This window comes from Bacillus sp. GW821-FHT01G09, assembly GCF_059422205.1.
Window position 1 is genome coordinate 721,164 of sequence record NZ_JBWKWL010000002.1, and the last position, 19,974, is coordinate 741,137.

Genomic DNA, 19,974 nt, shown 5'->3' on the forward strand with positions numbered 1-19,974 from the left:
GGTTAAAAGATGAGCTTTTTTAAAAAATTAAAAGAGAAAATCACAAAACAGACAGATTCCGTATCTGAAAAGTTTAAGGACGGCCTTGAAAAAACAAGAAACTCCTTTCAAAACAAAGTGAATGATCTTGTATCCCGTTACCGTAAAGTGGATGAGGATTTCTTCGAAGAGCTTGAAGAGGTTCTTATCAGCGCTGATGTCGGTTTTACAACCGTTATGGAATTAATAGATGAGCTGAAAAAAGAAGTCAAACGCAGAAATATTCAAGATCCAAAGGAAGTCCAGTCAGTGATTTCTGAGAAACTGGTCGAGATTTATAACAGTGGAGATGAGCAAATTTCAGAACTGAACATCCAGGATGGGCGTTTAAACGTAATCCTTCTGGTAGGTGTAAACGGCGTCGGGAAAACAACAACGATCGGAAAGCTTGCTCATAAAATGAAACAAGAAGGAAAATCTGTCGTACTTGCCGCCGGAGACACTTTTAGAGCGGGGGCCATTGAACAGCTGGAAGTGTGGGGAGAGCGTACAGGAGTGCCTGTCATTAAGCAGACGGCCGGAAGCGATCCGGCGGCTGTCATCTACGATGCTGTTCATGCTGCGAAAGCAAGAAATGCCGATGTATTAATTTGTGATACGGCAGGTCGTCTCCAAAACAAAGTAAATCTCATGAAAGAGCTTGAAAAAGTGAAACGTGTTATCGAAAGAGAAGTTCCTGAAGCTCCGCATGAGGTGCTGCTTGCCCTTGATGCCACGACCGGCCAAAATGCAATGGCTCAGGCAAAAGAGTTCTCTAAAGCAACAAATGTTACCGGCATTGCTTTAACGAAGCTTGACGGTACGGCAAAAGGCGGTATCGTCCTTGCGATTCGCAACGAGCTTCACATCCCGGTTAAACTAGTCGGTTTAGGAGAAAAAGTTGATGATCTTCAGGAATTTGATCCAGAATCCTATGTGTACGGACTCTTTTCAGATTTAGTGGAAAAAGCCGACGATTAAGAAAAAGGCCCCAACATCTTGGGGCCTTTTCTTTTTTATCTTCTTACTTGATAGGCGAAATGATAAAGGCTGTTATCAGTGGATACCAGTCTTGATTCACCAGAAAAAACTCTGAATGGGATGATGTCATAGTAATGAACGGAAACAGATGTGTAATACGTATAGTAACCAGCAGCTGGCCCCAAATACATTGGAACCTCAAATGTTCCGTTTGCATCAGTGGTTCCTGAAGCAGTTTGTGTTGTGTTTCCGACCTTCGTGTCCGCTTCAAATCTTACGGGCGCGTTTGGCACTGGCTGTCCGTTTTGGTCGAGTAATTTGCCGCTTACTGTAATATTGTACTTGACTCGCCAATATTGACCTTGTCCATAATTGATTTTACCGTAAACCCCTCCATCTGTGCTGATATTTGTGATCGAAGCCTTATAAGGTGCCTCAGCAGCGTCTGCTTGCTGTGCCGGAAAACCTATTGTAAACAGGGCTGCCAGACATAACATAAACAATAAACCGATTTTTTTCATAAAAATCCTCCTTTAAATAGGGTTCATATACAATATCGGAATAAATCGGATGATATTTAGCGTATTTTGGAAAAAGTTAATCGCCGCTTTGACAAGATAAAAACTTGACAGTGTCAATAAAACCGTGTAAACTAAGTTATCGTAAAGGGATTTGACTTAACAAAGGGGAGAGCTCAAATGTCACTCGAAAAGACAACGAGAATGAATTATCTGTTTGATTTTTATCAGTCGTTGTTGACGTCAAAACAGAAGAGCTATATGTCGCTTTATTATTTGGACGATTTCTCCCTAGGCGAAATAGCCGAAGAATATGAGGTTTCAAGACAAGCTGTTTATGATAACATCAAACGAACAGAAGCAATGCTTGAACAATATGAAGAAAAGCTGCTCCTTTTGAAAAAGTTTCAGGAGCGTAAAGAGATGTTTAATAAGCTGAAGGAGCTTGCTTCCGGTTCAAAAGAAGAGGAAGAAATTACAGCTCTGATTGAAGCGCTTGAGAAATTAGATTAGGAGGCGGCAAACTATGGCATTTGAAGGATTAGCCGACCGACTGCAGCAGACGATTTCTAAAATCCGCGGAAAAGGGAAAGTCAGCGAACAAGATGTAAAAGATATGATGCGTGAGGTTCGCCTTGCGCTGCTTGAGGCTGACGTTAACTTTAAAGTAGTCAAAGATTTTGTCAAAAAAGTAAGTGAACGCGCTGTAGGCCAAGACGTCATGAAAAGTCTGACGCCCGGCCAGCAGGTCATTAAAGTTGTTCAAGAGGAACTGACTGAGCTGATGGGCGGCGAAGAGAGCAAAATCGCCGTCGCAAAAAGGCCGCCGACTGTTATTATGATGGTCGGTCTCCAAGGTGCCGGTAAAACGACAACAAGCGGTAAGCTTGCGAATCTGCTGCGCAAAAAGCATAATCGCAAACCGATGCTGGTTGCTGCCGATATTTACCGCCCAGCCGCAATTAAGCAGCTGGAAACACTCGGCAAACAGCTTGATATGCCTGTTTTCTCTCTTGGCGATCAGGTCAGTCCTGTAGAAATAGCTAAACAGGCTATTGAGAAAGCCAAGGAAGAACATTATGACTACGTCATTTTGGATACGGCAGGGCGCTTGCATATCGACCATGAACTGATGGATGAACTGACCAAAGTCAAAGAAATCGCGAATCCGGAAGAAATTTTCCTGGTTGTCGATTCAATGACCGGTCAGGACGCTGTGAATGTTGCCAAAAGCTTTAATGAACAGCTCGGTTTAACCGGTGTTGTGTTAACTAAGCTGGATGGAGACACACGCGGCGGGGCTGCGCTTTCTATTCGCGCTGTTACAAACACGCCAATTAAGTTCGCAGGTTTGGGCGAAAAGCTTGATGCGTTAGAGCCGTTCCATCCTGAACGCATGGCATCAAGGATTCTCGGCATGGGCGACGTGCTGACATTGATTGAAAAAGCACAGGCCAGCGTTGATGAAGACAAAGCCAAAGAGCTGGAACAAAAAATGAGAACGATGAGCTTCACATTGGACGATTTTCTGGAGCAGCTCGGGCAAGTCAGAAACATGGGGCCGCTTGATGAGCTTCTGCAAATGATGCCGGGTGCAGGTAAAATGAAAGGTCTGAAAAACATCCAAGTTGATGAAAAACAGCTGAATCATGTGGAAGCAATCATCAAATCAATGACTGTTCTTGAAAAAGAACAGCCGGATATTATCAATGCCAGCCGGCGGAAGCGGATTGCAAAAGGAAGCGGGACATCCGTACAGGAAGTCAACCGTTTGCTTAAGCAGTTTGATGAAATGAAAAAAATGATGAAGCAGATGACAAACATGTCAAAAGGCAAGAAAAAAGGGTTTAAGCTACCTTTTATGTAATCGGTTATACATGATAAAACCGTTGTTAAGAAAAAACACTTTACAAACACTTTTATCATTGTTAATATACTATCTTGTTGAAATATTTTCGGAGGTGCTAGTAAAATGGCAGTAAAAATTCGTTTAAAACGTATGGGAGCAAAAAAATCTCCTTTCTATCGTATTGTTGTAGCAGATTCTCGTTCACCACGTGACGGCCGTTTCATCGAAACAGTCGGAACTTACAACCCGGTTGCAAAACCAGCGGAAGTAAAAATTGACGAAGAGCTTGCTCTTAAATGGCTTCAAACTGGAGCGAAACCATCTGATACAGTTCGCAACTTGTTCTCTAGCCAAGGAATCATGGAAAAATTCCACAACGCTAAACAAGGCAAGTAATGACTGATCAACACTTGGAAGATTTGATTGTCCACATTGTGACGCCGCTTGTTGATCATCCAGATGACATTCGCGTCATAAGAGAAGAAACCGATCAAAAGATTGCGCTGCGCTTATCTGTCCATAAGTCAGATACCGGTAAAGTTATCGGAAAGCAAGGCCGGACTGCAAAAGCGATTCGAACAGCTGTATTTGCAGCTGGCGCACAGTCTTCTAAGAAAGTTCAATTTGAAATATTTGACTAAAAGGGAGAGGGCCGGCACCTCCCCTTTTTTTACACGCAAAAAAAGGGTAAACTGATAGAAGCTTAGGCAAAATAGAAAAGCCTGGGCGAGAAAAAGTTTTAAAAGCGGGGAGCTTGGTGCGATGCAAATTATTCACCGTGTAGCCGTTATGCAAGTCTTAACCGAGCGCAGTAAAGAAAAGCTTTTAGCTTCTTTTGCCGAAAAGAAACAAATGCTTGAACGAGAATGCAGCCAGCTCTATTTTCAGCTTAGAAAACATGAGAAAGAACAGCAAAACCCTGATATGATTGAACAATTTAAAAAGGCAATAGGAAAGCGAAAAGATGATATAAAAATCATTGATTTTCAAATTGCTCAAGTACATACATTGCCGCTTGGCAGTGAGTTGAAAGAAAAGGAAGTCGATGCGCTGCTGACGATTGAAGCCGGGGATGACTGGCATGAGAAAACAGCAGCGAACACCATCGTCATAAAAGACGGAAAAGTAATTGAAATTCGCCAGAGGTGATCATATGACAAAGCGATGGTTTAATGTAGGCAAAATCGTAAATACCCACGGAATCAAAGGCGAAGTGCGGGTGATTTCAAAAACAGATTTTGCCGAAGAACGATACAAGCCGGGAAACACGCTGTATTTGTTTATGGACGGCCGTAACGAACCAGTGGAGGTAACGGTAAACACACATAGACTGCATAAGCAATTTCATCTCCTGCAGTTTAAAGAAAGACAAAACCTAAATGAAGTAGAAGAGCTGAAAAACGCAATCATTAAAGTTCCTGAAGAAGAATTAGGAGAGCTGAATGAGGGTGAATTTTATTTCCACGAAATTATTGGGTGTGAAGTATTTACTGAAGAAGGCGAACTCATCGGAAAGGTCAAAGAAATTTTGACGCCTGGAGCCAATGACGTTTGGGTCATCGGAAGAAAAGGAAAAAAAGACGCACTCATTCCTTACATTGAATCAGTGGTCAAACATATCGATGTCAAGGAAAAGAAAATTGAGATTGAACTCATGGAAGGGTTAATAGACGAATGAAAATCGACTTTTTGACGCTGTTTCCCGAAATGTTTGAAGGCGTGCTCGGCTCATCGATTCTTCAAAAAGCCCAGGAAAAAAATGCGGTGCAGTTTCAAGTCGTAAATTTCCGGGAGTACTCTGATAACAAGCACAATACTGTTGATGATTATCCTTATGGCGGCGGGGCAGGCATGGTTCTCAAGCCCCAGCCTGTTTTTGACGCGGTCGAGGACCTGACATCAAAGGCAGCCGCTGCTCCGCGTATTATCCTCGTATGCCCGCAAGGTGAGCGTTTTACCCAAAAAAAAGCTGAACAATTAGCAAAGGAAGAGCATTTGCTGTTCATTTGCGGCCATTATGAAGGCTATGATGAACGCATTCGCGAGCACTTGGTAACGGATGAAATATCAATTGGCGACTTTGTTCTGACGGGCGGTGAGCTCCCTGCAATGATGATCGCAGACAGTGTGGTCAGACTGCTTCCGGGTGTACTTGGTAAAGAGGCTTCCCATATTGAGGATTCATTCAGCACCGGACTCTTAGAGCACCCGCATTATACAAGACCGGCAGATTACAAAGGTTTAAAAGTGCCTGAAACACTCTTGTCAGGAAACCATGCAAAAATTGAAGAATGGCGGAATAAAGAATCGATCAGAAGGACCTACCTAAGACGTCCGGATCTGTTGAAAGACTACCCGCTTACAGAGCAGCAAAGAAAGTGGATTTCTGAATGGGAAAAAGAATAGATTTTATTGCATAGGCTATGAAATTGTGATAAGATACTACTTGTGGCTTAAGCGGGCTTATCCGCTGCAAGCTTGAAAACGATGTTCCGCTGTGCCGGTTTTTGTGGCCAAGAGCATCTGTTGGAAGGAGTTGAAAACGATGCAAAAACTAATTGAAGATATCACAAAAGAACAGCTTCGTACTGATCTTCCTGCGTTCCGTCCTGGTGACACTTTACGTGTACACGTTAAAGTTGTTGAGGGTAACCGTGAGCGTATCCAGATCTTTGAAGGTGTTGTGATTAAGCGTCGTGGTGGTGGAATCAGCGAAACGTTCACAGTTCGTAAGATTTCTTACGGTGTTGGCGTTGAACGTACTTTCCCAGTACACACACCAAAAATCGCGAAAATCGAAGTTGTACGTTACGGTAAAGTACGCCGTGCTAAACTTTACTACCTGCGTGAACTTCGCGGAAAAGCGGCTCGTATTAAAGAGATCAGACGATAATGATAACGAACGAAAAGAGCTTGTTACCTATAACAAGCTCTTTTTTTATACAGAATTTGAAAATGCCGGACAGGCATCGTAAAATACATAAAGGACAACAATGAATCATGCATACTGAAGATAAAGGCGGTGTTCGTGTCACATGACAATTCAATGGTTCCCGGGCCATATGGCAAAAGCAAGAAGGGAAGTAACCGAAAAATTAAAATTAATCGATATCGTATATGAATTGGTAGATGCCAGAATTCCAATGTCATCAAGAAACCCAATGATTGAAGATATTCTAAAAAACAAGCCGCGAATTATGCTGTTAAACAAGGCTGACAAAGCAGATGCGGCAGTTACACAGCGGTGGAAAGAGCACTTTGAGAAGCAGGGGATCCGCTCTCTGTCTATTAATTCTGTAAATGGACAAGGGTTAAATCAAATTGTGCCTGCATCAAAAGAGATCCTCCAAGAAAAATTTGACCGGATGCGTGCGAAAGGTGTGAAGCCGAGAGCGATTCGCGCTTTGATTATCGGCATTCCAAACGTCGGAAAATCAACGCTCATCAACCGGCTTGCAAAGAAAAACATAGCAAAAACGGGAGACAGACCTGGCATTACGACTTCTCAACAGTGGGTCAAAGTTGGGAAAGAATTAGAGCTATTAGATACACCGGGAATTTTGTGGCCTAAATTTGAGGATGAACTTGTCGGTTTGAGACTGGCAGTCACCGGGGCTATTAAAGACTCGATTATCAATTTGCAGGACGTGGCCGTGTTTGGTCTTCGTTTTCTCGAAGAACATTACCCAGAACGGCTTAAAGAGCGTTATGGCCTTGATGAGATCCCAGAGGACATTGCTGAGCTGTTTGATGCAATAGGTGAAAAGCGGGGCTGTCTCATGAGCGGTGGGCTCATTAACTACGATAAGACGACTGAAGTCATCATTCGCGATATTCGCACTGAAAAGTTCGGCAGGCTGTCATTTGAACAGCCGACGATGTAAAGGCGCGCAGAAATGCGGGTCTTTATTTTTTCTTGGCTGAACCGATACATACAGTAAGGGAGAAGAGAAAGTGAATACATTAACCGTAAAGGACATTAAAGACCGTTTGCAGGAAGTGAAGGATGCACAAGACCCATTCATTGCCCAATGCGAAAACGACCCGAGAAAAAGCGTTCAAACGCTTGTAGAGCAATGGCTTAAAAAGCAAGCGAAAGAAAAAGCGCTGAAAGAACAATGGGTGAATATGACTTCCTATGAAAGGCTGGCAAGAAACAAGGGATTTCGCTTGATTGCAGGTGTTGACGAGGTCGGCCGGGGGCCATTGGCAGGACCAGTTGTCGCCAGCGCAGTCATCCTTCCAGAGGAATGTGAAATACTTGGACTGACAGACTCCAAAAAGCTTTCAGAGAAAAAACGCGAGGAATATTACGAGCTTATTATGAAGGAAGCACTGGCGGTCGGGATAGGAATTGTAGAAGCTACTGTGATTGATGAGATCAATATATATGAAGCTTCAAAAATGGCAATGGTGAAAGCGATACAGGATTTGTCGGATACACCTGATTATTTGCTTGTTGACGCAATGACACTTCCGCTCGACACGGCTCAGGCGTCAATTATAAAAGGCGATGCCAAAAGCGTGTCTATTGCGGCAGGTGCGTGTATCGCAAAAGTGACGAGGGACCGAATGATGAGCGCTTATGCCGAAACGTACCCCATGTACGGCTTTGAAAAAAATAAAGGCTATGGGACAAAAGAACATTTGGAAGCTCTCGCTGCATACGGCCCAACTGAATTGCACCGCAAAACTTTCGCTCCTGTTCAATCTTTCAGATAAATCACATGGACAAGGAGGCACCTTTTTAAAATGAACATACGAAATGATGTGCAAAAGGCGCTGCAGCACCTTTTCGGGCGTACAGCCGTCCCGCAGGAAACATCAAAAGTAAACGAAGCGCTAAACGGGGAGAAGCGTCTCCTCTTAGGAAAAGTGCTTCGTTTACTAGGAGATCAGCATGCCCTGATCCAAGTCGGCAATCAAACTGTTCAGGGAAAACTTGAAGCCCAGCTTCGTCCTCAGGCATACTATTGGTTTTCCTACGAAAAAAAAACGGCAGAACAAACAGGCCGTCTTCAGGTCGTTCAAAGCTTTGATCAAAATCCTAAAACCATTCAGGATGCAGCTGGCAAGCTTTTAAATGCCATGTCAGTGAAGACGTCAAACGCAGCTCTCATGATGACAGGAGCGATGCTGAAAAGCAAAACACCCGTAACAGAAAATGATATCAAAACAGCCGTCCGCTGGATGGACACGCTGCCTTCGCAAGACACAAAAAAAGCAGTTGAAACGGTGCTCTTCGCTTTAAAGCGTAATCTTCCCATTCACTCCGAGGTTTTGAATGGTGTTCACGCGGTGAAATCACCTGTTCCGTTGCATCAGCACGTATCCCAGCTGCTTCAGGCAATCGACCAAAACCCTCAGCAGAGCCAAATGATGTCAAAGCTAAAGGAAGCAATTACGTCGCTTTTAAATAGTGAAATCGATGTCCATGCAGAACGGCTGATTGATAAGCTTATTTCTTTAACCGACAATACGAAAGCACCTTCTCCGGCCAATACTGCTGGAAGCAGGGAGCTTAGCACACCAGCTGGCTCCCCCGGAAAAGCCAGCCAGCCGATTGCAAATCACACAGCAGAACAGAGAAGCATACAAGAAGAGCCTGTTAAAATAGCAGCAGACATTCCAATTAAAGAAGCCCGCCAGCTGCTGATGAAGCTGACGGAATCTGCTGAAAAAAACAGTCTCCAAATTGTGAAAGAAGCAGCAAATTGGATTAAAGCGGCTGCTTCATCGGGTGATAGTAAGTCACTTGCAGCTTCAGCTGTTTTACAGGCAGCACAAGTCACAGACCAGGAAGCCGAAGTCTTTTTAAAGGCTGTTCAGCAGACAGCACCCCATTTGGCGGATAAGGCAGATGTTCTTTCTTTCTTATCCAAAGTGAAAACGGCAATCGGTGCAAGGGACGAGGTTGCGTTCATTAAAGCGTTTGAACAAGGAAGCGCAGTCACATCTAGCGAAATGCAATCCATCAAGCTGGCTCTTTCTGCCTTAAGAGCATCGCATGAGGTAGCCGAACCAGTCAAACAAGAAGCCGATCAGCTTTTTCATAAATTAAATGGCCAGCTTTTCATGCAGCAGGACCATCCATCATACAGCCAAATTGTAATGTCATTTCCAATGTTTTCGAAGTCAGGGGTTCAGGACATGACTGTTCTGTTTAAAGGAAAGAAAGAAGCGGATGGAAAGCTTGATCCTTCCCATTGCCGCCTTTTGTTTTTGCTGCAGCTTGATACACTAAAAGAAACCGTCGTTGATTGCTTGGTACAGCAAAAAGTCATGACCATTACAATAGAGACTGATTTCGAGCTGCAGGCTGCGATCGATCCGATGGTGCCCGCGCTTAAACAGGGGCTAAAGGAAATGGGGTACAGCCTTTCAGGGGTAAACGCTAAAAAAAGGGTTCACACCGAAGAAAAGGCTTCAATCGATCAATATATAACAAGTATCACTGATCAGGAAGTGGATGTGAAAATATGAAAGAGCAGACACCGATCAGAAAAGCTGTTGCTCTCCATTATGACGAACAAAAAGACAAGGCGCCGAGAGTGATTGCCACAGGGAAGGGCCATGTAGCCGACAACATTATCAAAGAAGCGAAAAAAGCAGGGGTCCCGATTCAAGAAGATCGGACCCTTGTCGAATTAATGCGCCATTTGACGGTAGATGATCAAATCCCTGAAGCTCTTTATGAAACGGTAGCCGAGATTTTTTCATTCATTTACAAATTGGACGAAAGCGTAAAAAACAAAAAATAGCTAAAATATTCCCCATCCTCCTTTGAAATTTATGTTTTTAATAAAGTAAAAGTTTGAATGTTTAGAAGGATTAAAAGATTTTGCAACGAACTGTAGACAATTCTTCCAGTATTATTATAGAATGAAAGCGCAGTCTATTTTAGTTTTGTTACATAAGTTAGGAGGATGGGAAATGAATATCCATGAGTACCAGGGAAAAGAAGTCCTCAGAAAATATGGGGTATCTGTTCCTGAAGGTAAAGTGGCTTTTACAGCAGAAGAAGCAGTTGAGAGTGCAAAGAGCTTATCCAGCTCGGTTTATGTCGTAAAGGCTCAAATTCATGCTGGCGGTCGAGGCAAAGCTGGTGGGGTAAAAATAGCAAAATCATTAGATGAAGTAAAAGCGTATGCCGAAGAACTATTAGGGAAGACCCTAGTTACACATCAGACGGGTCCGGACGGCCAAGTAATAAAACGCTTACTTATTGAAGAAGGCTGCGATATTAAAAAAGAATATTACATCGGTCTAGTGCTTGACCGCGCCACTTCAAGAATCGTTTTAATGGCTTCTGAAGAAGGCGGAACGGAAATTGAAGAAGTTGCGGAGAAAACACCGGAAAAAATCAAAAAAGCTGTCATTGATCCGGCTGTTGGCCTTCAAGGCTATCAAGCCAGAGAAATTGCATTCGCTATTAATATTCCAAAAGAGCTCGTGGGAAAAGCTGCTAAATTTATGCTTGGACTATATAAAGCGTTTGTTGAGAAAGACTGCTCAATCGCCGAAATCAATCCGCTTGTTGTTACCGGCGACGGAAATGTGATGGCGCTTGATGCAAAATTGAATTTTGACAGCAATGCGTTGTACCGACAAAAGGACATTATGGAATATAGAGATTTGGATGAAGAAGATCCGAAAGAAATTGAAGCGTCCAAATATGATCTAAGCTACATTTCCCTTGATGGAAATATCGGCTGTATGGTAAACGGCGCGGGGCTTGCAATGTCTACGATGGATATTATCAAGCATTATGGGGGAGAACCGGCCAACTTCCTTGATGTGGGCGGCGGTGCAACCGCGGAAAAAGTCACGGAAGCATTTAAAATCATTCTTTCTGATCAAAACGTTAAAGGGATTTTTGTCAACATTTTCGGCGGCATTATGAAATGTGATGTCATCGCAGAAGGGGTTGTTGAAGCGACTAGACAAGTTGGTTTGACATTGCCGCTTGTCGTCCGTCTTGAAGGCACAAACGTGGATCTAGGGAAGAAAATCCTTAGTGAATCAGGATTAAACATTACATCTGCGGAATCAATGGCTGACGGCGCGCAGAAAATCGTATCCTTAGTTTAAGAAAGAATGAAAGGCAGGGGACCAAATAATGAGTGTTTTCATTAATAAAGATACAAGAGTTATTGTGCAAGGGATTACAGGTTCTACCGCTTTATTTCATACGAAGCAGATGCTCGAATACGGCACAAATATCGTTGGCGGTGTAACACCTGGAAAAGGCGGAACAGAAGTGGAAGGTGTTCCTGTATTTAATACAGTGGCTGAAGCAGTTCAAACGACCGGCGCTAACGCGTCTGTTATATATGTGCCCGCACCGTTTGCAGCTGATGCGATTATGGAAGCGGTAGATGCGGAGCTTGATCTCGTGATTTGTATCACAGAACATATCCCGGTTTTGGATATGGTGAAGGTCAAACGCTTCATGGAAGGCAAGAAAACGAGACTGATAGGGCCGAACTGTCCTGGTGTCATTACGCCTGAAGAATGTAAAATCGGCATTATGCCCGGATACATCCATAAAAAGGGTCATGTAGGCGTTGTATCACGTTCAGGAACATTAACATACGAAGCGGTGCACCAGCTCTCAGAAGCGGGTGTAGGGCAATCTACAGCTGTTGGAATCGGCGGCGACCCTGTAAATGGAACAAACTTTATTGACGTTTTAAAAGCGTTTAACGAAGATCCTGACACTCACGCAGTCATCATGATTGGCGAAATCGGCGGTACTGCCGAAGAGGAAGCGGCAGAGTGGGTAAAAGCCAACATGACAAAACCGGTAGTCGGTTTTATCGGCGGTAAAACAGCACCTCCTGGGAAGCGCATGGGGCATGCAGGCGCCATTATTTCCGGCGGAAAAGGGACAGCTGATGAAAAAATCAAAACCCTTAATGCATGCGGAATCGAAGTTGCAGAGACACCTTCTGTCATGGGTGAAACCTTAATCAAGGTGCTGAAAGAGAAGAACTTGTTCGAAACTTGCAAAACGCATTAATAAAAAAGGGACAGCCGTCAAGGCTGTTCCTGCTTTTTCTAACAAAAGGAGGTCAATCTATTGGATCAGGCCGCTGCCTGCCTAACGATTTGCAGAATCAATCAATTATTATCCCCATCCCTTCTATTAAAATGGTGGAAAGCCGATCCGTCTATGTCGCTGACATCACCCGTGTTACAAACGGTTACTCGTGATCAAATAAAAGCAGCTGCATTAAAAAACGAAATAGAACAACTTTATCCAAAGCTCCAGCGTGTACTTGCTGCTTATCGTGAGCAAGGCATTAACACCATCCCTATTTCTTCAAAGCAATATCCTTTCTGGCTTAAAAGCATTTATGATCCCCCCGCCGTACTGTTTGCAAAAGGTGATATGACTCTTCTTTCGAAAGGGAGAAAAATTGGAATTGTAGGGACAAGAAATCCAACAGCTTATGGGAAACAAGTTGTCAATCATCTTACAAAAGTGATCTGTCGTAAAGGTTGGGTGATTGTCAGCGGACTGGCGTCTGGGATAGACGGAATGTCCCATGCTGCAAGTATTAAGGCGAAGGGGCGGACAATTGGCGTCATTGCAGGCGGATTTCAACACATTTATCCCCGAGAAAACCTTCAGTTAGCAGATCACATGGCTAAACACCATATCCTGCTGTCAGAGCACCCACCTGAAACTAAACCCCAAAAATGGCATTTCCCTATGAGAAACCGCATTATCAGCGGACTGAGTGAAGGCGTTATTGTCGTTCAGGGCAAAGAAAAAAGCGGTTCGCTGATTACTGCCTATCAAGCATTGGAACAAGGGAGAGAGGTATTTGCCGTACCCGGTTCATTGTTTGACCCTTACGCCGGAGGTCCTATAAAACTGATCCAGCAGGGGGCTAAAGCCATATGGTCAGCAGAGGATATTTTCGAGGAACTTCCTGAGAGAAACGTTCAATATACGGAACCCTTTTGAATTATCGTTTGACAAACGGTATTGTAATATTTAATAATAGTGAGGATTTAAAGTTGCATATTGTTTTCTATTTAATTAATGACGTTCATGATAAAGAATGAAATGTTGAAAGCCAAATAAAGACAGCTGCAAAAATAAAATTGAAATATCTTGAAAAGAGAGAGAACACCTCTTGAGGGGGATGAAAATGTCTGATTATCTAGTCATCGTGGAATCGCCCGCTAAGGCGAAAACGATTGAACGTTACTTAGGTAAAAAATATAAAGTAAAAGCATCAATGGGACATGTCCGGGATCTTCCAAAAAGTCAAATGGGAGTTGACATAGAACAGAATTTCGAACCGAAATATATTACCATTCGAGGTAAAGGCCCGGTATTAAAAGAGCTGAAAACGGCTGCGAAAAAAGCTAAAAAAGTGTATCTCGCAGCCGACCCCGACAGAGAAGGGGAAGCGATTGCATGGCATTTGGCACACAGTCTTGATTTAGATCTCAACTCAGACTGCCGTGTGGTGTTTAACGAAATTACAAAAGACGCTATTAAGGAATCGTTTAAGCATCCCCGCATGATCAATATGGATTTAGTGGATGCACAGCAAGCGAGACGTATTTTAGACAGGCTTGTCGGATATAAAATCAGTCCTATCTTATGGAAAAAAGTCAAAAAAGGGCTTAGCGCAGGACGCGTGCAATCCGTTGCCCTCCGTTTGATTATTGACCGTGAAAAAGAGATTAACGACTTTAAGCCTGAGGAATATTGGACAATTGACGGTACGTTCTTAAAAGGTCAAGAAACCTTTGAAGCGAGCTTTTTCGGGAAAAACGGCAAAAAACTTCCTTTAAATAGTGAAGCTGATGTAAAAGAGATTCTTTCTCAGCTCAAAGGGAATCAATATACAGTTGAAAAAGTAACCAAAAAGGAACGCAAACGTAATCCTGCTTTGCCTTTTACCACTTCTACCCTGCAGCAGGAAGCAGCTCGCAAGCTCAATTTCAGAGCGAAGAAAACGATGATGATTGCACAGCAATTATATGAAGGAATTGATCTAGGAAGAGAAGGGACGGTTGGTCTGATCACGTATATGAGAACGGATTCAACCCGTATTTCAAATACGGCTGTTGATGAAGCTGCTGCATTTATTGATCAGACATATGGAAAAGAGTTCCTAGGCGGAAAACGGAAGCCTGCGAAAAAGAATGAAAATGCCCAGGATGCCCACGAAGCAATTCGGCCGACATCAGTTCTTAGAAAACCAAGTGAATTAAAAGCAGTCCTCGGCAGAGACCAAATGAGACTGTATAAATTAATCTGGGAGCGTTTTGTTGCCAGCCAAATGGCACCGGCTGTTCTCGATACAATGAGTGTCGACCTGACAAACAATGGTTTGACATTTCGTGCAAATGGAAGTAAAGTCAAGTTTTCCGGGTTTATGAAGGTTTATGTTGAAGGAAAAGACGACCAAATGGAAGAAAAAGACCGGATGCTGCCTGACTTACAAGAAGGCGACACGGTATTATCAAAAGATATAGAACCTGAGCAGCATTTTACCCAGCCGCCTCCGCGATATACTGAGGCCCGGCTTGTTAAAACCCTTGAAGAACGCGGTATCGGCCGTCCATCCACATATGCTCCGACACTTGATACTATTCAGCGGCGCGGCTACGTGGCATTGGATAATAAACGTTTCGTTCCGACTGAATTAGGTCAGATCGTTCTTGACTTGATCATGGAGTTTTTCCCTGAGATCATTAACGTTGAGTTTACAGCTAAAATGGAGAGAGATCTTGATCATGTTGAAGAAGGAAATACCGAATGGGTCAAGATTATCGATAATTTCTACACCGATTTTGAAAAACGCGTCAAAAAAGCCGAATCGGAAATGAAGGAAGTTGAGATTGAACCAGAGTATGCTGGAGAGGATTGTGAATTGTGCAGTTCTCCAATGGTATATAAAATGGGACGGTACGGTAAATTCTTAGCTTGCTCCAACTTCCCTGACTGCCGGAACACGAAACCGATTGTGAAACAAATCGGTGTGAAGTGCCCGAGCTGCGGAGAAGGAAACATTGTTGAGCGAAAATCGAAAAAGAAACGGGTGTTTTACGGCTGTGACCGTTATCCGGACTGTGAATTCGTATCATGGGACAAACCAATTGAACGAAAATGCCCGAAATGCGGAAAAATGCTCGTCGAGAAAAAACTCAAAAAAGGCATACAAGTCCAATGCGTGGAATGCGATTATAAGGAAGAACCACAGAAGTAGCGGTGAGCAGGGTCTTGCTCACCTTCTTTGTGTGTTAAAAGAAGGCCTTGAATAATAAACTAGGAGATGTGAAAGATGAACCAACAAACAGTGAATGTAATCGGAGCCGGACTCGCAGGAAGTGAAGCAGCATGGCAGCTTGCCAAACGGGGGATTCAAGTCAAATTGTATGAAATGCGGCCAGTTAAACAAACGCCTGCGCACCATACAGATAAATTTGCCGAGCTTGTCTGCAGCAACTCTCTTCGCTCTAATACGCTTGCTAACGCTGTCGGTGTATTAAAGGAAGAAATGCGTGCGCTTGATTCAGCCATTATCGCGGCGGCTGACGAATGTTCGGTGCCTGCCGGGGGCGCTCTTGCAGTAGACCGTCATGAATTTGCCGCAAGTGTGACAAATCGGGTGAAAAATCATCCAAACGTAACCGTTATTAATGAAGAAGTGACTGAAATTCCTGAAGGCCCCACTATCATCGCAACGGGTCCGTTAACATCAGAATCGCTGTCTGCCCAGCTGAAGGAGCTGACTGGAGAGGACTATTTATATTTTTATGACGCAGCGGCGCCGATTGTAGAAAAAGACAGCCTTGATATGGATAAAGTGTATCTGAAATCCCGTTATGATAAAGGTGAAGCAGCATATTTGAACTGCCCGATGACAGAAGAAGAGTTTGACCGTTTTCATGAAGCATTAACATCAGCAGAAACAGTGCCGTTAAAAGAATTTGAAAAAGAGATTTTCTTTGAAGGCTGCATGCCGATTGAAGTCATGGCAAAACGGGGTAAGAAAACAATGCTTTTCGGTCCGATGAAACCGGTTGGTCTAGAGCATCCTGTTACAGGAAAACGCCCTTATGCCGTCGTTCAGCTCAGACAGGATGATGCTGCGGGAACACTTTATAATATTGTAGGATTCCAGACTCATTTAAAATGGGGAGACCAAAAGGAAGTTCTCAAGTTGATTCCAGGACTTGAAAATGTAGAAATCGTCAGATATGGCGTGATGCACAGAAACACATTTATTAACTCTCCAAGCCTGTTAAAGCCGACTTATCAATTTAAAAACCGCAGTGATCTGTTCTTTGCAGGCCAAATGACGGGAGTAGAAGGATATGTGGAATCAGCTGCCTCAGGACTTGTAGCAGGCATTAATGCGGCGAAGCTTGTATTGGGAGAAGAGCTTGTGATCTTCCCTCAGGAAACAGCAATTGGCAGTATGGCACATTATATTACAACAACAAACCAGAAGAACTTCCAGCCGATGAATGCAAACTTTGGGCTTTTAAAAGAATTGCCAGTTAAAATTAAAAATAAAAAAGAACGAAATGAACAATACGCGAACCGTGCGATTGAAACAATTCAAACAATTTCGAAAACAATATAGGTATTGATTGCAACCTGAGCGCGATTTGTGATACCATTTAAAAGCCCTTCCTGGGGAGGTATTAGGCATGGAGAATGTTAAGAATTTCGTAAAGTTATTCGTTGAATATTTACAAATTGAAAAAAATTATTCACAATATACTATTGTGAATTATGTGGATTCAATTGAAGAATTCGAGACTTTCCTGCGCGTTCAAGGTATAAATGGATTTGAAGAAGCTGCATATCAAGATACTAGGATTTTTTTGACAGAAGCCTATGAAAAAGGTTTATCGAGAAGAACAATAAGCAAAAAGATATCTGCATTAAGAAGCTTTTATAAGTTTCTGATGCGGGAAAAGCTTATTGAAGAAAATCCGTTTCAGCTTGTTCATCTGCCAAAACAGGAGAAACGGATACCGAAGTTTCTATATCAAAAAGAGCTTGAGGAGCTGTTTGAAGTTTCAGATATAAGCCAGCCGGCCGGAATGAGGGATCAAGCGCTGTTAGAGCTGCTCTATGCCACCGGAATGAGGGTCAGTGAATGCTGTTCCATAACTATTAACGACGTTGATTTATTTATGGACACTGTGCTTGTTCACGGTAAAGGCAAGAAGCAGCGCTATATCCCCTTTGGGTCTTATGCCCGCGAAGCGTTGAAGGTATACATGAATAGCGGAAGACAGTGCTTGCTGATGAAGGCAAAAGAACCTCATGATCTATTATTCGTAAATCAAAGAGGCGGACCGCTTACAGCCCGTGGCATCAGACATATTTTAAGCGGGCTTGTTCAAAAAGCGTCAAGCACTTTACATATCCATCCGCATATGCTTCGACATACGTTCGCCACGCATCTGTTAAATGAAGGAGCGGATTTGAGAAGCGTTCAAGAACTGCTCGGGCATTCCAATCTGTCTTCTACACAGATATACACGCACGTTTCGAAGGAAATGTTGAGAAACACATATATGTCTCACCATCCAAGAGCATTTAAGAAAAATTAAAGGAGGCCCTTTATGTCATCTTTTCATGCGACCACAATATTTGCCGTACAGCATAAAGGACGAAGCGCTATGTCCGGAGACGGCCAAGTAACATTTGGTCAGGCTGTTGTCATGAAACACACGGCACGGAAAGTGAGAAAACTGTTTAACGGCAAAGTTCTTGCTGGCTTTGCGGGATCTGTTGCAGACGCTTTCACTTTATTCGAAAAGTTTGAAGCTAAGCTTGAAGAATATAACGGCAACTTAAAACGTGCGGCTGTTGAGCTTGCGAAGGAATGGCGCAGCGATAAAGTGCTAAGAAAGCTCGAAGCCATGCTGATTGTTATGAATCAGGATACTTTGCTTCTCGTATCGGGAACAGGCGAGGTGATCGAACCAGATGACGGCATTCTCGCGATTGGATCAGGAGGCAATTACGCTTTGGCAGCGGGAAGAGCATTGAAAAAGCATGCCGGTGAAAGCATGTCTGCAAGTGAGATTGCCAGAGCCGCGTTAGAAACAGCAGGCGAAATTTGTGTTTACACGAACGATCAAATCATACTGGAAGAGCTTGAATAGAAAGGACTTGAGGCGCATGGAAAAAAAACCGTTAACTCCTAGACAGATTGTAGATCGGTTAGACCAATATATTGTCGGTCAGCAAAATGCGAAAAAAGCTGTCGCCGTGGCATTAAGAAACCGCTATAGAAGAAGTCTTCTGGATGAAAAGCTGAAGGACGAGGTCGTTCCGAAAAACATTTTAATGATGGGTCCTACCGGCGTCGGGAAAACTGAAATTGCCAGACGAATCGCTAAGCTTTCAGGTGCGCCATTTATCAAAATTGAAGCTACTAAATTTACCGAAGTCGGCTATGTAGGCAGAGATGTTGAATCAATGGTCAGAGATCTTGTGGAGACTTCTGTTCGGCTTATAAAAGAAGAGAAAATGAATGAAGTAAAGGAACAGGCAGAAGAAAATGCAAACAAACGCATTGTTCGTCTGTTAGTTCCCGGGAAGAAAAAACAATCTGGCGTTAAAAATCCGTTTGAAATGTTTTTTGGAGGCAGCCAGCCGAATGGTGAAGATGAGGCGGAGAGCCAGGAAGAAGCAAACATCGAAGAAAAAAGAAAACGAATGGCGCATCAGCTGGCTTTAGGAGAGCTCGAAGACTACTATGTAACAGTAGAAGTCGAAGAGCAGCAGCCTTCTATGTTTGACATGCTGCAGGGCTCGGGTATGGAGCAGATGGGTATGAACATGCAGGATGCGCTGAGCGGATTAATGCCAAAGAAAAAGAAGCGGCGCAAAATGACAGTCAGAGAAGCCAGAAAAGTCCTGACGAATGAAGAAGCAAGCAAACTCATCGATATGGATGAAGTCGGCCAGGAAGCTGTTCAGAGAGCAGAAGAGAGCGGGATTATCTTTATTGATGAGATTGATAAAATCGCAAAGAACGGCGGTGCATCTTCTTCTGCCGATGTTTCAAGAGAAGGCGTTCAGCGGGATATCCTGCCGATTGTTGAGGGTTCAACCGTTGTCACTAAATATGGTTCTGTAAAAACAGACCATGTATTATTTATTGCAGCAGGAGCGTTTCATATGGCCAAACCGTCTGATTTGATTCCTGAGCTGCAGGGGCGTTTCCCAATTCGTGTAGAACTGAACAAACTCACGGTAGACGACTTCGTGAGAATTTTGGTTGAGCCGGATAATGCGCTGCTGAAACAATATCAGGCATTATTGCAGACAGAAGGTATATCTCTTGAATTTTCTGACGAAGCTATTCATAAGATTGCTGAAGTTGCTTATCATGTGAACCAGGACACAGATAATATCGGTGCGAGACGCCTTCATACAATACTTGAACGCCTATTAGAAGATTTGTCGTTTGAAGCTCCAGATGTAACGATGGAGAAAATAACGATTACACCACAGTATGTCGAAGAAAAGCTCGGAACGATAGCCAAAAACAAAGATTTAAGTCAATTTATATTGTGAAAAATTTAATATGAGGAATGTTTAGG

General features: G+C 43.3%; 22 protein-coding genes. 21 read left to right on the forward strand and 1 reads right to left on the reverse strand.

From position 1 onward, the window contains the following. Positions 1-9: 9 nt before the first annotated feature. Positions 10-999: a signal recognition particle-docking protein FtsY gene (gene ftsY / locus AC07VD_RS09160; protein ID WP_003232026.1), complete on the forward strand. Its 990-nt coding sequence runs from the start codon at positions 10-12 to the stop codon at positions 997-999. A gap of 35 nt (positions 1,000-1,034) precedes the next feature. On the opposite strand, the gene AC07VD_RS09165 is transcribed toward ftsY, so the two are convergent. Then, positions 1,035-1,520 (reverse strand): Ig-like domain-containing protein, encoded by a 486-nt coding sequence (locus AC07VD_RS09165; RefSeq protein WP_003245834.1) that lies wholly within the window; start codon positions 1,518-1,520, stop codon positions 1,035-1,037. 177 nt (positions 1,521-1,697) lie between these two features. Here AC07VD_RS09165 and AC07VD_RS09170 point away from each other — a divergent pair, with 177 nt between their 5' ends. The 20 genes from AC07VD_RS09170 (at position 1,698) to hslU (ending at position 19,948) form a co-directional block, all read left to right on the forward strand. Further along, on the forward strand, positions 1,698-2,030 hold the full coding sequence (locus AC07VD_RS09170; protein WP_003238590.1) for a putative DNA-binding protein: 333 nt from the start codon (positions 1,698-1,700) through the stop codon (positions 2,028-2,030). A 13-nt stretch (positions 2,031-2,043) separates the two neighbouring features. Continuing rightward, positions 2,044-3,384 carry a signal recognition particle protein gene (ffh, locus tag AC07VD_RS09175; protein WP_494721706.1) on the forward strand — a complete coding sequence of 447 codons (1,341 nt, stop codon included), beginning with the start codon at positions 2,044-2,046 and terminating at the stop codon, positions 3,382-3,384. Between the two features lie 105 nt (positions 3,385-3,489). Further along, entirely contained in the window at positions 3,490-3,762 is a 273-nt protein-coding gene (gene rpsP / locus AC07VD_RS09180) for a 30S ribosomal protein S16 (protein ID WP_003220815.1), read from the forward strand. Further along, entirely contained in the window at positions 3,762-4,007 is a 246-nt protein-coding gene (locus tag AC07VD_RS09185) for a KH domain-containing protein (protein WP_014476792.1), read from the forward strand. Before rpsP ends, AC07VD_RS09185 begins: the two co-directional genes overlap by 1 nt. A 121-nt stretch (positions 4,008-4,128) precedes the next feature. Then, the gene (locus tag AC07VD_RS09190) at positions 4,129-4,515 is read left to right on the forward strand and encodes a YlqD family protein (protein WP_015383649.1); all 387 of its coding nucleotides are present in this window, start codon (positions 4,129-4,131) and stop codon (positions 4,513-4,515) included. 4 nt (positions 4,516-4,519) lie between these two features. Then, positions 4,520-5,044 carry a ribosome maturation factor RimM gene (gene rimM, locus AC07VD_RS09195; RefSeq protein ID WP_024572420.1) on the forward strand — a complete coding sequence of 175 codons (525 nt, stop codon included), beginning with the start codon at positions 4,520-4,522 and terminating at the stop codon, positions 5,042-5,044. Then, entirely contained in the window at positions 5,041-5,772 is a 732-nt protein-coding gene (gene trmD, locus AC07VD_RS09200) for a tRNA (guanosine(37)-N1)-methyltransferase TrmD (RefSeq protein ID WP_014663952.1), read from the forward strand. The genes rimM and trmD overlap by 4 nt, the downstream gene beginning before the upstream one ends. Positions 5,773-5,911: 139 nt before the next feature. Then, entirely contained in the window at positions 5,912-6,259 is a 348-nt protein-coding gene (rplS, locus tag AC07VD_RS09205; RefSeq protein ID WP_003220825.1) for a 50S ribosomal protein L19, read from the forward strand. Positions 6,260-6,401: 142 nt separating this feature from the next. Beyond that, a complete protein-coding gene (gene ylqF / locus AC07VD_RS09210) occupies positions 6,402-7,250 on the forward strand; it encodes a ribosome biogenesis GTPase YlqF (RefSeq protein ID WP_014479772.1) in 849 nt (282 codons plus the stop codon). A gap of 70 nt (positions 7,251-7,320) precedes the next feature. Next, positions 7,321-8,088, forward strand: a complete 768-nt coding sequence (rnhB, locus tag AC07VD_RS09215; RefSeq protein WP_003245658.1) for a ribonuclease HII — start codon at positions 7,321-7,323, stop codon at positions 8,086-8,088. A gap of 30 nt (positions 8,089-8,118) precedes the next feature. Next, positions 8,119-9,849: a hypothetical protein gene (locus AC07VD_RS09220; RefSeq protein WP_494721707.1), complete on the forward strand. Its 1,731-nt coding sequence runs from the start codon at positions 8,119-8,121 to the stop codon at positions 9,847-9,849. Beyond that, positions 9,846-10,127 (forward strand): FlhB-like flagellar biosynthesis protein, encoded by a 282-nt coding sequence (locus tag AC07VD_RS09225; protein WP_003232001.1) that lies wholly within the window; start codon positions 9,846-9,848, stop codon positions 10,125-10,127. The genes AC07VD_RS09220 and AC07VD_RS09225 overlap by 4 nt, the downstream gene beginning before the upstream one ends. A 172-nt stretch (positions 10,128-10,299) precedes the next feature. After that, on the forward strand, positions 10,300-11,457 hold the full coding sequence (gene sucC, locus AC07VD_RS09230; RefSeq protein ID WP_003244732.1) for an ADP-forming succinate--CoA ligase subunit beta: 1,158 nt from the start codon (positions 10,300-10,302) through the stop codon (positions 11,455-11,457). A 28-nt stretch (positions 11,458-11,485) separates the two neighbouring features. Then, on the forward strand, positions 11,486-12,388 hold the full coding sequence (gene sucD / locus AC07VD_RS09235; protein ID WP_024572248.1) for a succinate--CoA ligase subunit alpha: 903 nt from the start codon (positions 11,486-11,488) through the stop codon (positions 12,386-12,388). A gap of 60 nt (positions 12,389-12,448) precedes the next feature. Continuing rightward, positions 12,449-13,342, forward strand: coding sequence for a DNA-processing protein DprA (gene dprA, locus AC07VD_RS09240; RefSeq protein WP_086343834.1), 894 nt, complete (start codon positions 12,449-12,451; stop codon positions 13,340-13,342). A 187-nt stretch (positions 13,343-13,529) separates the two neighbouring features. Further along, positions 13,530-15,605, forward strand: coding sequence for a type I DNA topoisomerase (gene topA, locus AC07VD_RS09245; protein ID WP_003245599.1), 2,076 nt, complete (start codon positions 13,530-13,532; stop codon positions 15,603-15,605). Between the two features lie 75 nt (positions 15,606-15,680). Beyond that, the gene (trmFO, locus tag AC07VD_RS09250) at positions 15,681-16,988 is read left to right on the forward strand and encodes an FADH(2)-oxidizing methylenetetrahydrofolate--tRNA-(uracil(54)-C(5))-methyltransferase TrmFO (protein ID WP_003244725.1); all 1,308 of its coding nucleotides are present in this window, start codon (positions 15,681-15,683) and stop codon (positions 16,986-16,988) included. Positions 16,989-17,055: 67 nt separating this feature from the next. Then, a complete protein-coding gene (gene xerC, locus AC07VD_RS09255; protein ID WP_003231988.1) occupies positions 17,056-17,970 on the forward strand; it encodes a tyrosine recombinase XerC in 915 nt (304 codons plus the stop codon). A 12-nt stretch (positions 17,971-17,982) separates the two neighbouring features. After that, positions 17,983-18,528 (forward strand): ATP-dependent protease subunit ClpQ, encoded by a 546-nt coding sequence (gene clpQ, locus AC07VD_RS09260; RefSeq protein WP_003238555.1) that lies wholly within the window; start codon positions 17,983-17,985, stop codon positions 18,526-18,528. Between the two features lie 16 nt (positions 18,529-18,544). Then, on the forward strand, positions 18,545-19,948 hold the full coding sequence (hslU, locus tag AC07VD_RS09265; protein WP_003245556.1) for an ATP-dependent protease ATPase subunit HslU: 1,404 nt from the start codon (positions 18,545-18,547) through the stop codon (positions 19,946-19,948). Positions 19,949-19,974: the final 26 nt, after the last annotated feature.

Bases quoted from the DNA above. Each gene is read 5' to 3' on its own strand.
- ftsY (WP_003232026.1), top strand. From the start codon at position 10: ATGAGCTTTTTTAAAAAATTAAAAGAGAAAATCACAAAACAGACAGAT.
- AC07VD_RS09165 (WP_003245834.1), bottom strand. From the start codon at position 1,520: ATGAAAAAAATCGGTTTATTGTTTATGTTATGTCTGGCAGCCCTGTTT.
- AC07VD_RS09170 (WP_003238590.1), top strand. From the start codon at position 1,698: ATGTCACTCGAAAAGACAACGAGAATGAATTATCTGTTTGATTTTTAT.
- ffh (WP_494721706.1), top strand. From the start codon at position 2,044: ATGGCATTTGAAGGATTAGCCGACCGACTGCAGCAGACGATTTCTAAA.
- rpsP (WP_003220815.1), top strand. From the start codon at position 3,490: ATGGCAGTAAAAATTCGTTTAAAACGTATGGGAGCAAAAAAATCTCCT.
- AC07VD_RS09185 (WP_014476792.1), top strand. From the start codon at position 3,762: ATGACTGATCAACACTTGGAAGATTTGATTGTCCACATTGTGACGCCG.
- AC07VD_RS09190 (WP_015383649.1), top strand. From the start codon at position 4,129: ATGCAAATTATTCACCGTGTAGCCGTTATGCAAGTCTTAACCGAGCGC.
- rimM (WP_024572420.1), top strand. From the start codon at position 4,520: ATGACAAAGCGATGGTTTAATGTAGGCAAAATCGTAAATACCCACGGA.
- trmD (WP_014663952.1), top strand. From the start codon at position 5,041: ATGAAAATCGACTTTTTGACGCTGTTTCCCGAAATGTTTGAAGGCGTG.
- rplS (WP_003220825.1), top strand. From the start codon at position 5,912: ATGCAAAAACTAATTGAAGATATCACAAAAGAACAGCTTCGTACTGAT.
- ylqF (WP_014479772.1), top strand. From the start codon at position 6,402: ATGACAATTCAATGGTTCCCGGGCCATATGGCAAAAGCAAGAAGGGAA.
- AC07VD_RS09220 (WP_494721707.1), top strand. From the start codon at position 8,119: ATGAACATACGAAATGATGTGCAAAAGGCGCTGCAGCACCTTTTCGGG.
- AC07VD_RS09225 (WP_003232001.1), top strand. From the start codon at position 9,846: ATGAAAGAGCAGACACCGATCAGAAAAGCTGTTGCTCTCCATTATGAC.
- sucC (WP_003244732.1), top strand. From the start codon at position 10,300: ATGAATATCCATGAGTACCAGGGAAAAGAAGTCCTCAGAAAATATGGG.
- sucD (WP_024572248.1), top strand. From the start codon at position 11,486: ATGAGTGTTTTCATTAATAAAGATACAAGAGTTATTGTGCAAGGGATT.
- topA (WP_003245599.1), top strand. From the start codon at position 13,530: ATGTCTGATTATCTAGTCATCGTGGAATCGCCCGCTAAGGCGAAAACG.
- trmFO (WP_003244725.1), top strand. From the start codon at position 15,681: ATGAACCAACAAACAGTGAATGTAATCGGAGCCGGACTCGCAGGAAGT.
- xerC (WP_003231988.1), top strand. From the start codon at position 17,056: ATGGAGAATGTTAAGAATTTCGTAAAGTTATTCGTTGAATATTTACAA.
- clpQ (WP_003238555.1), top strand. From the start codon at position 17,983: ATGTCATCTTTTCATGCGACCACAATATTTGCCGTACAGCATAAAGGA.
- hslU (WP_003245556.1), top strand. From the start codon at position 18,545: ATGGAAAAAAAACCGTTAACTCCTAGACAGATTGTAGATCGGTTAGAC.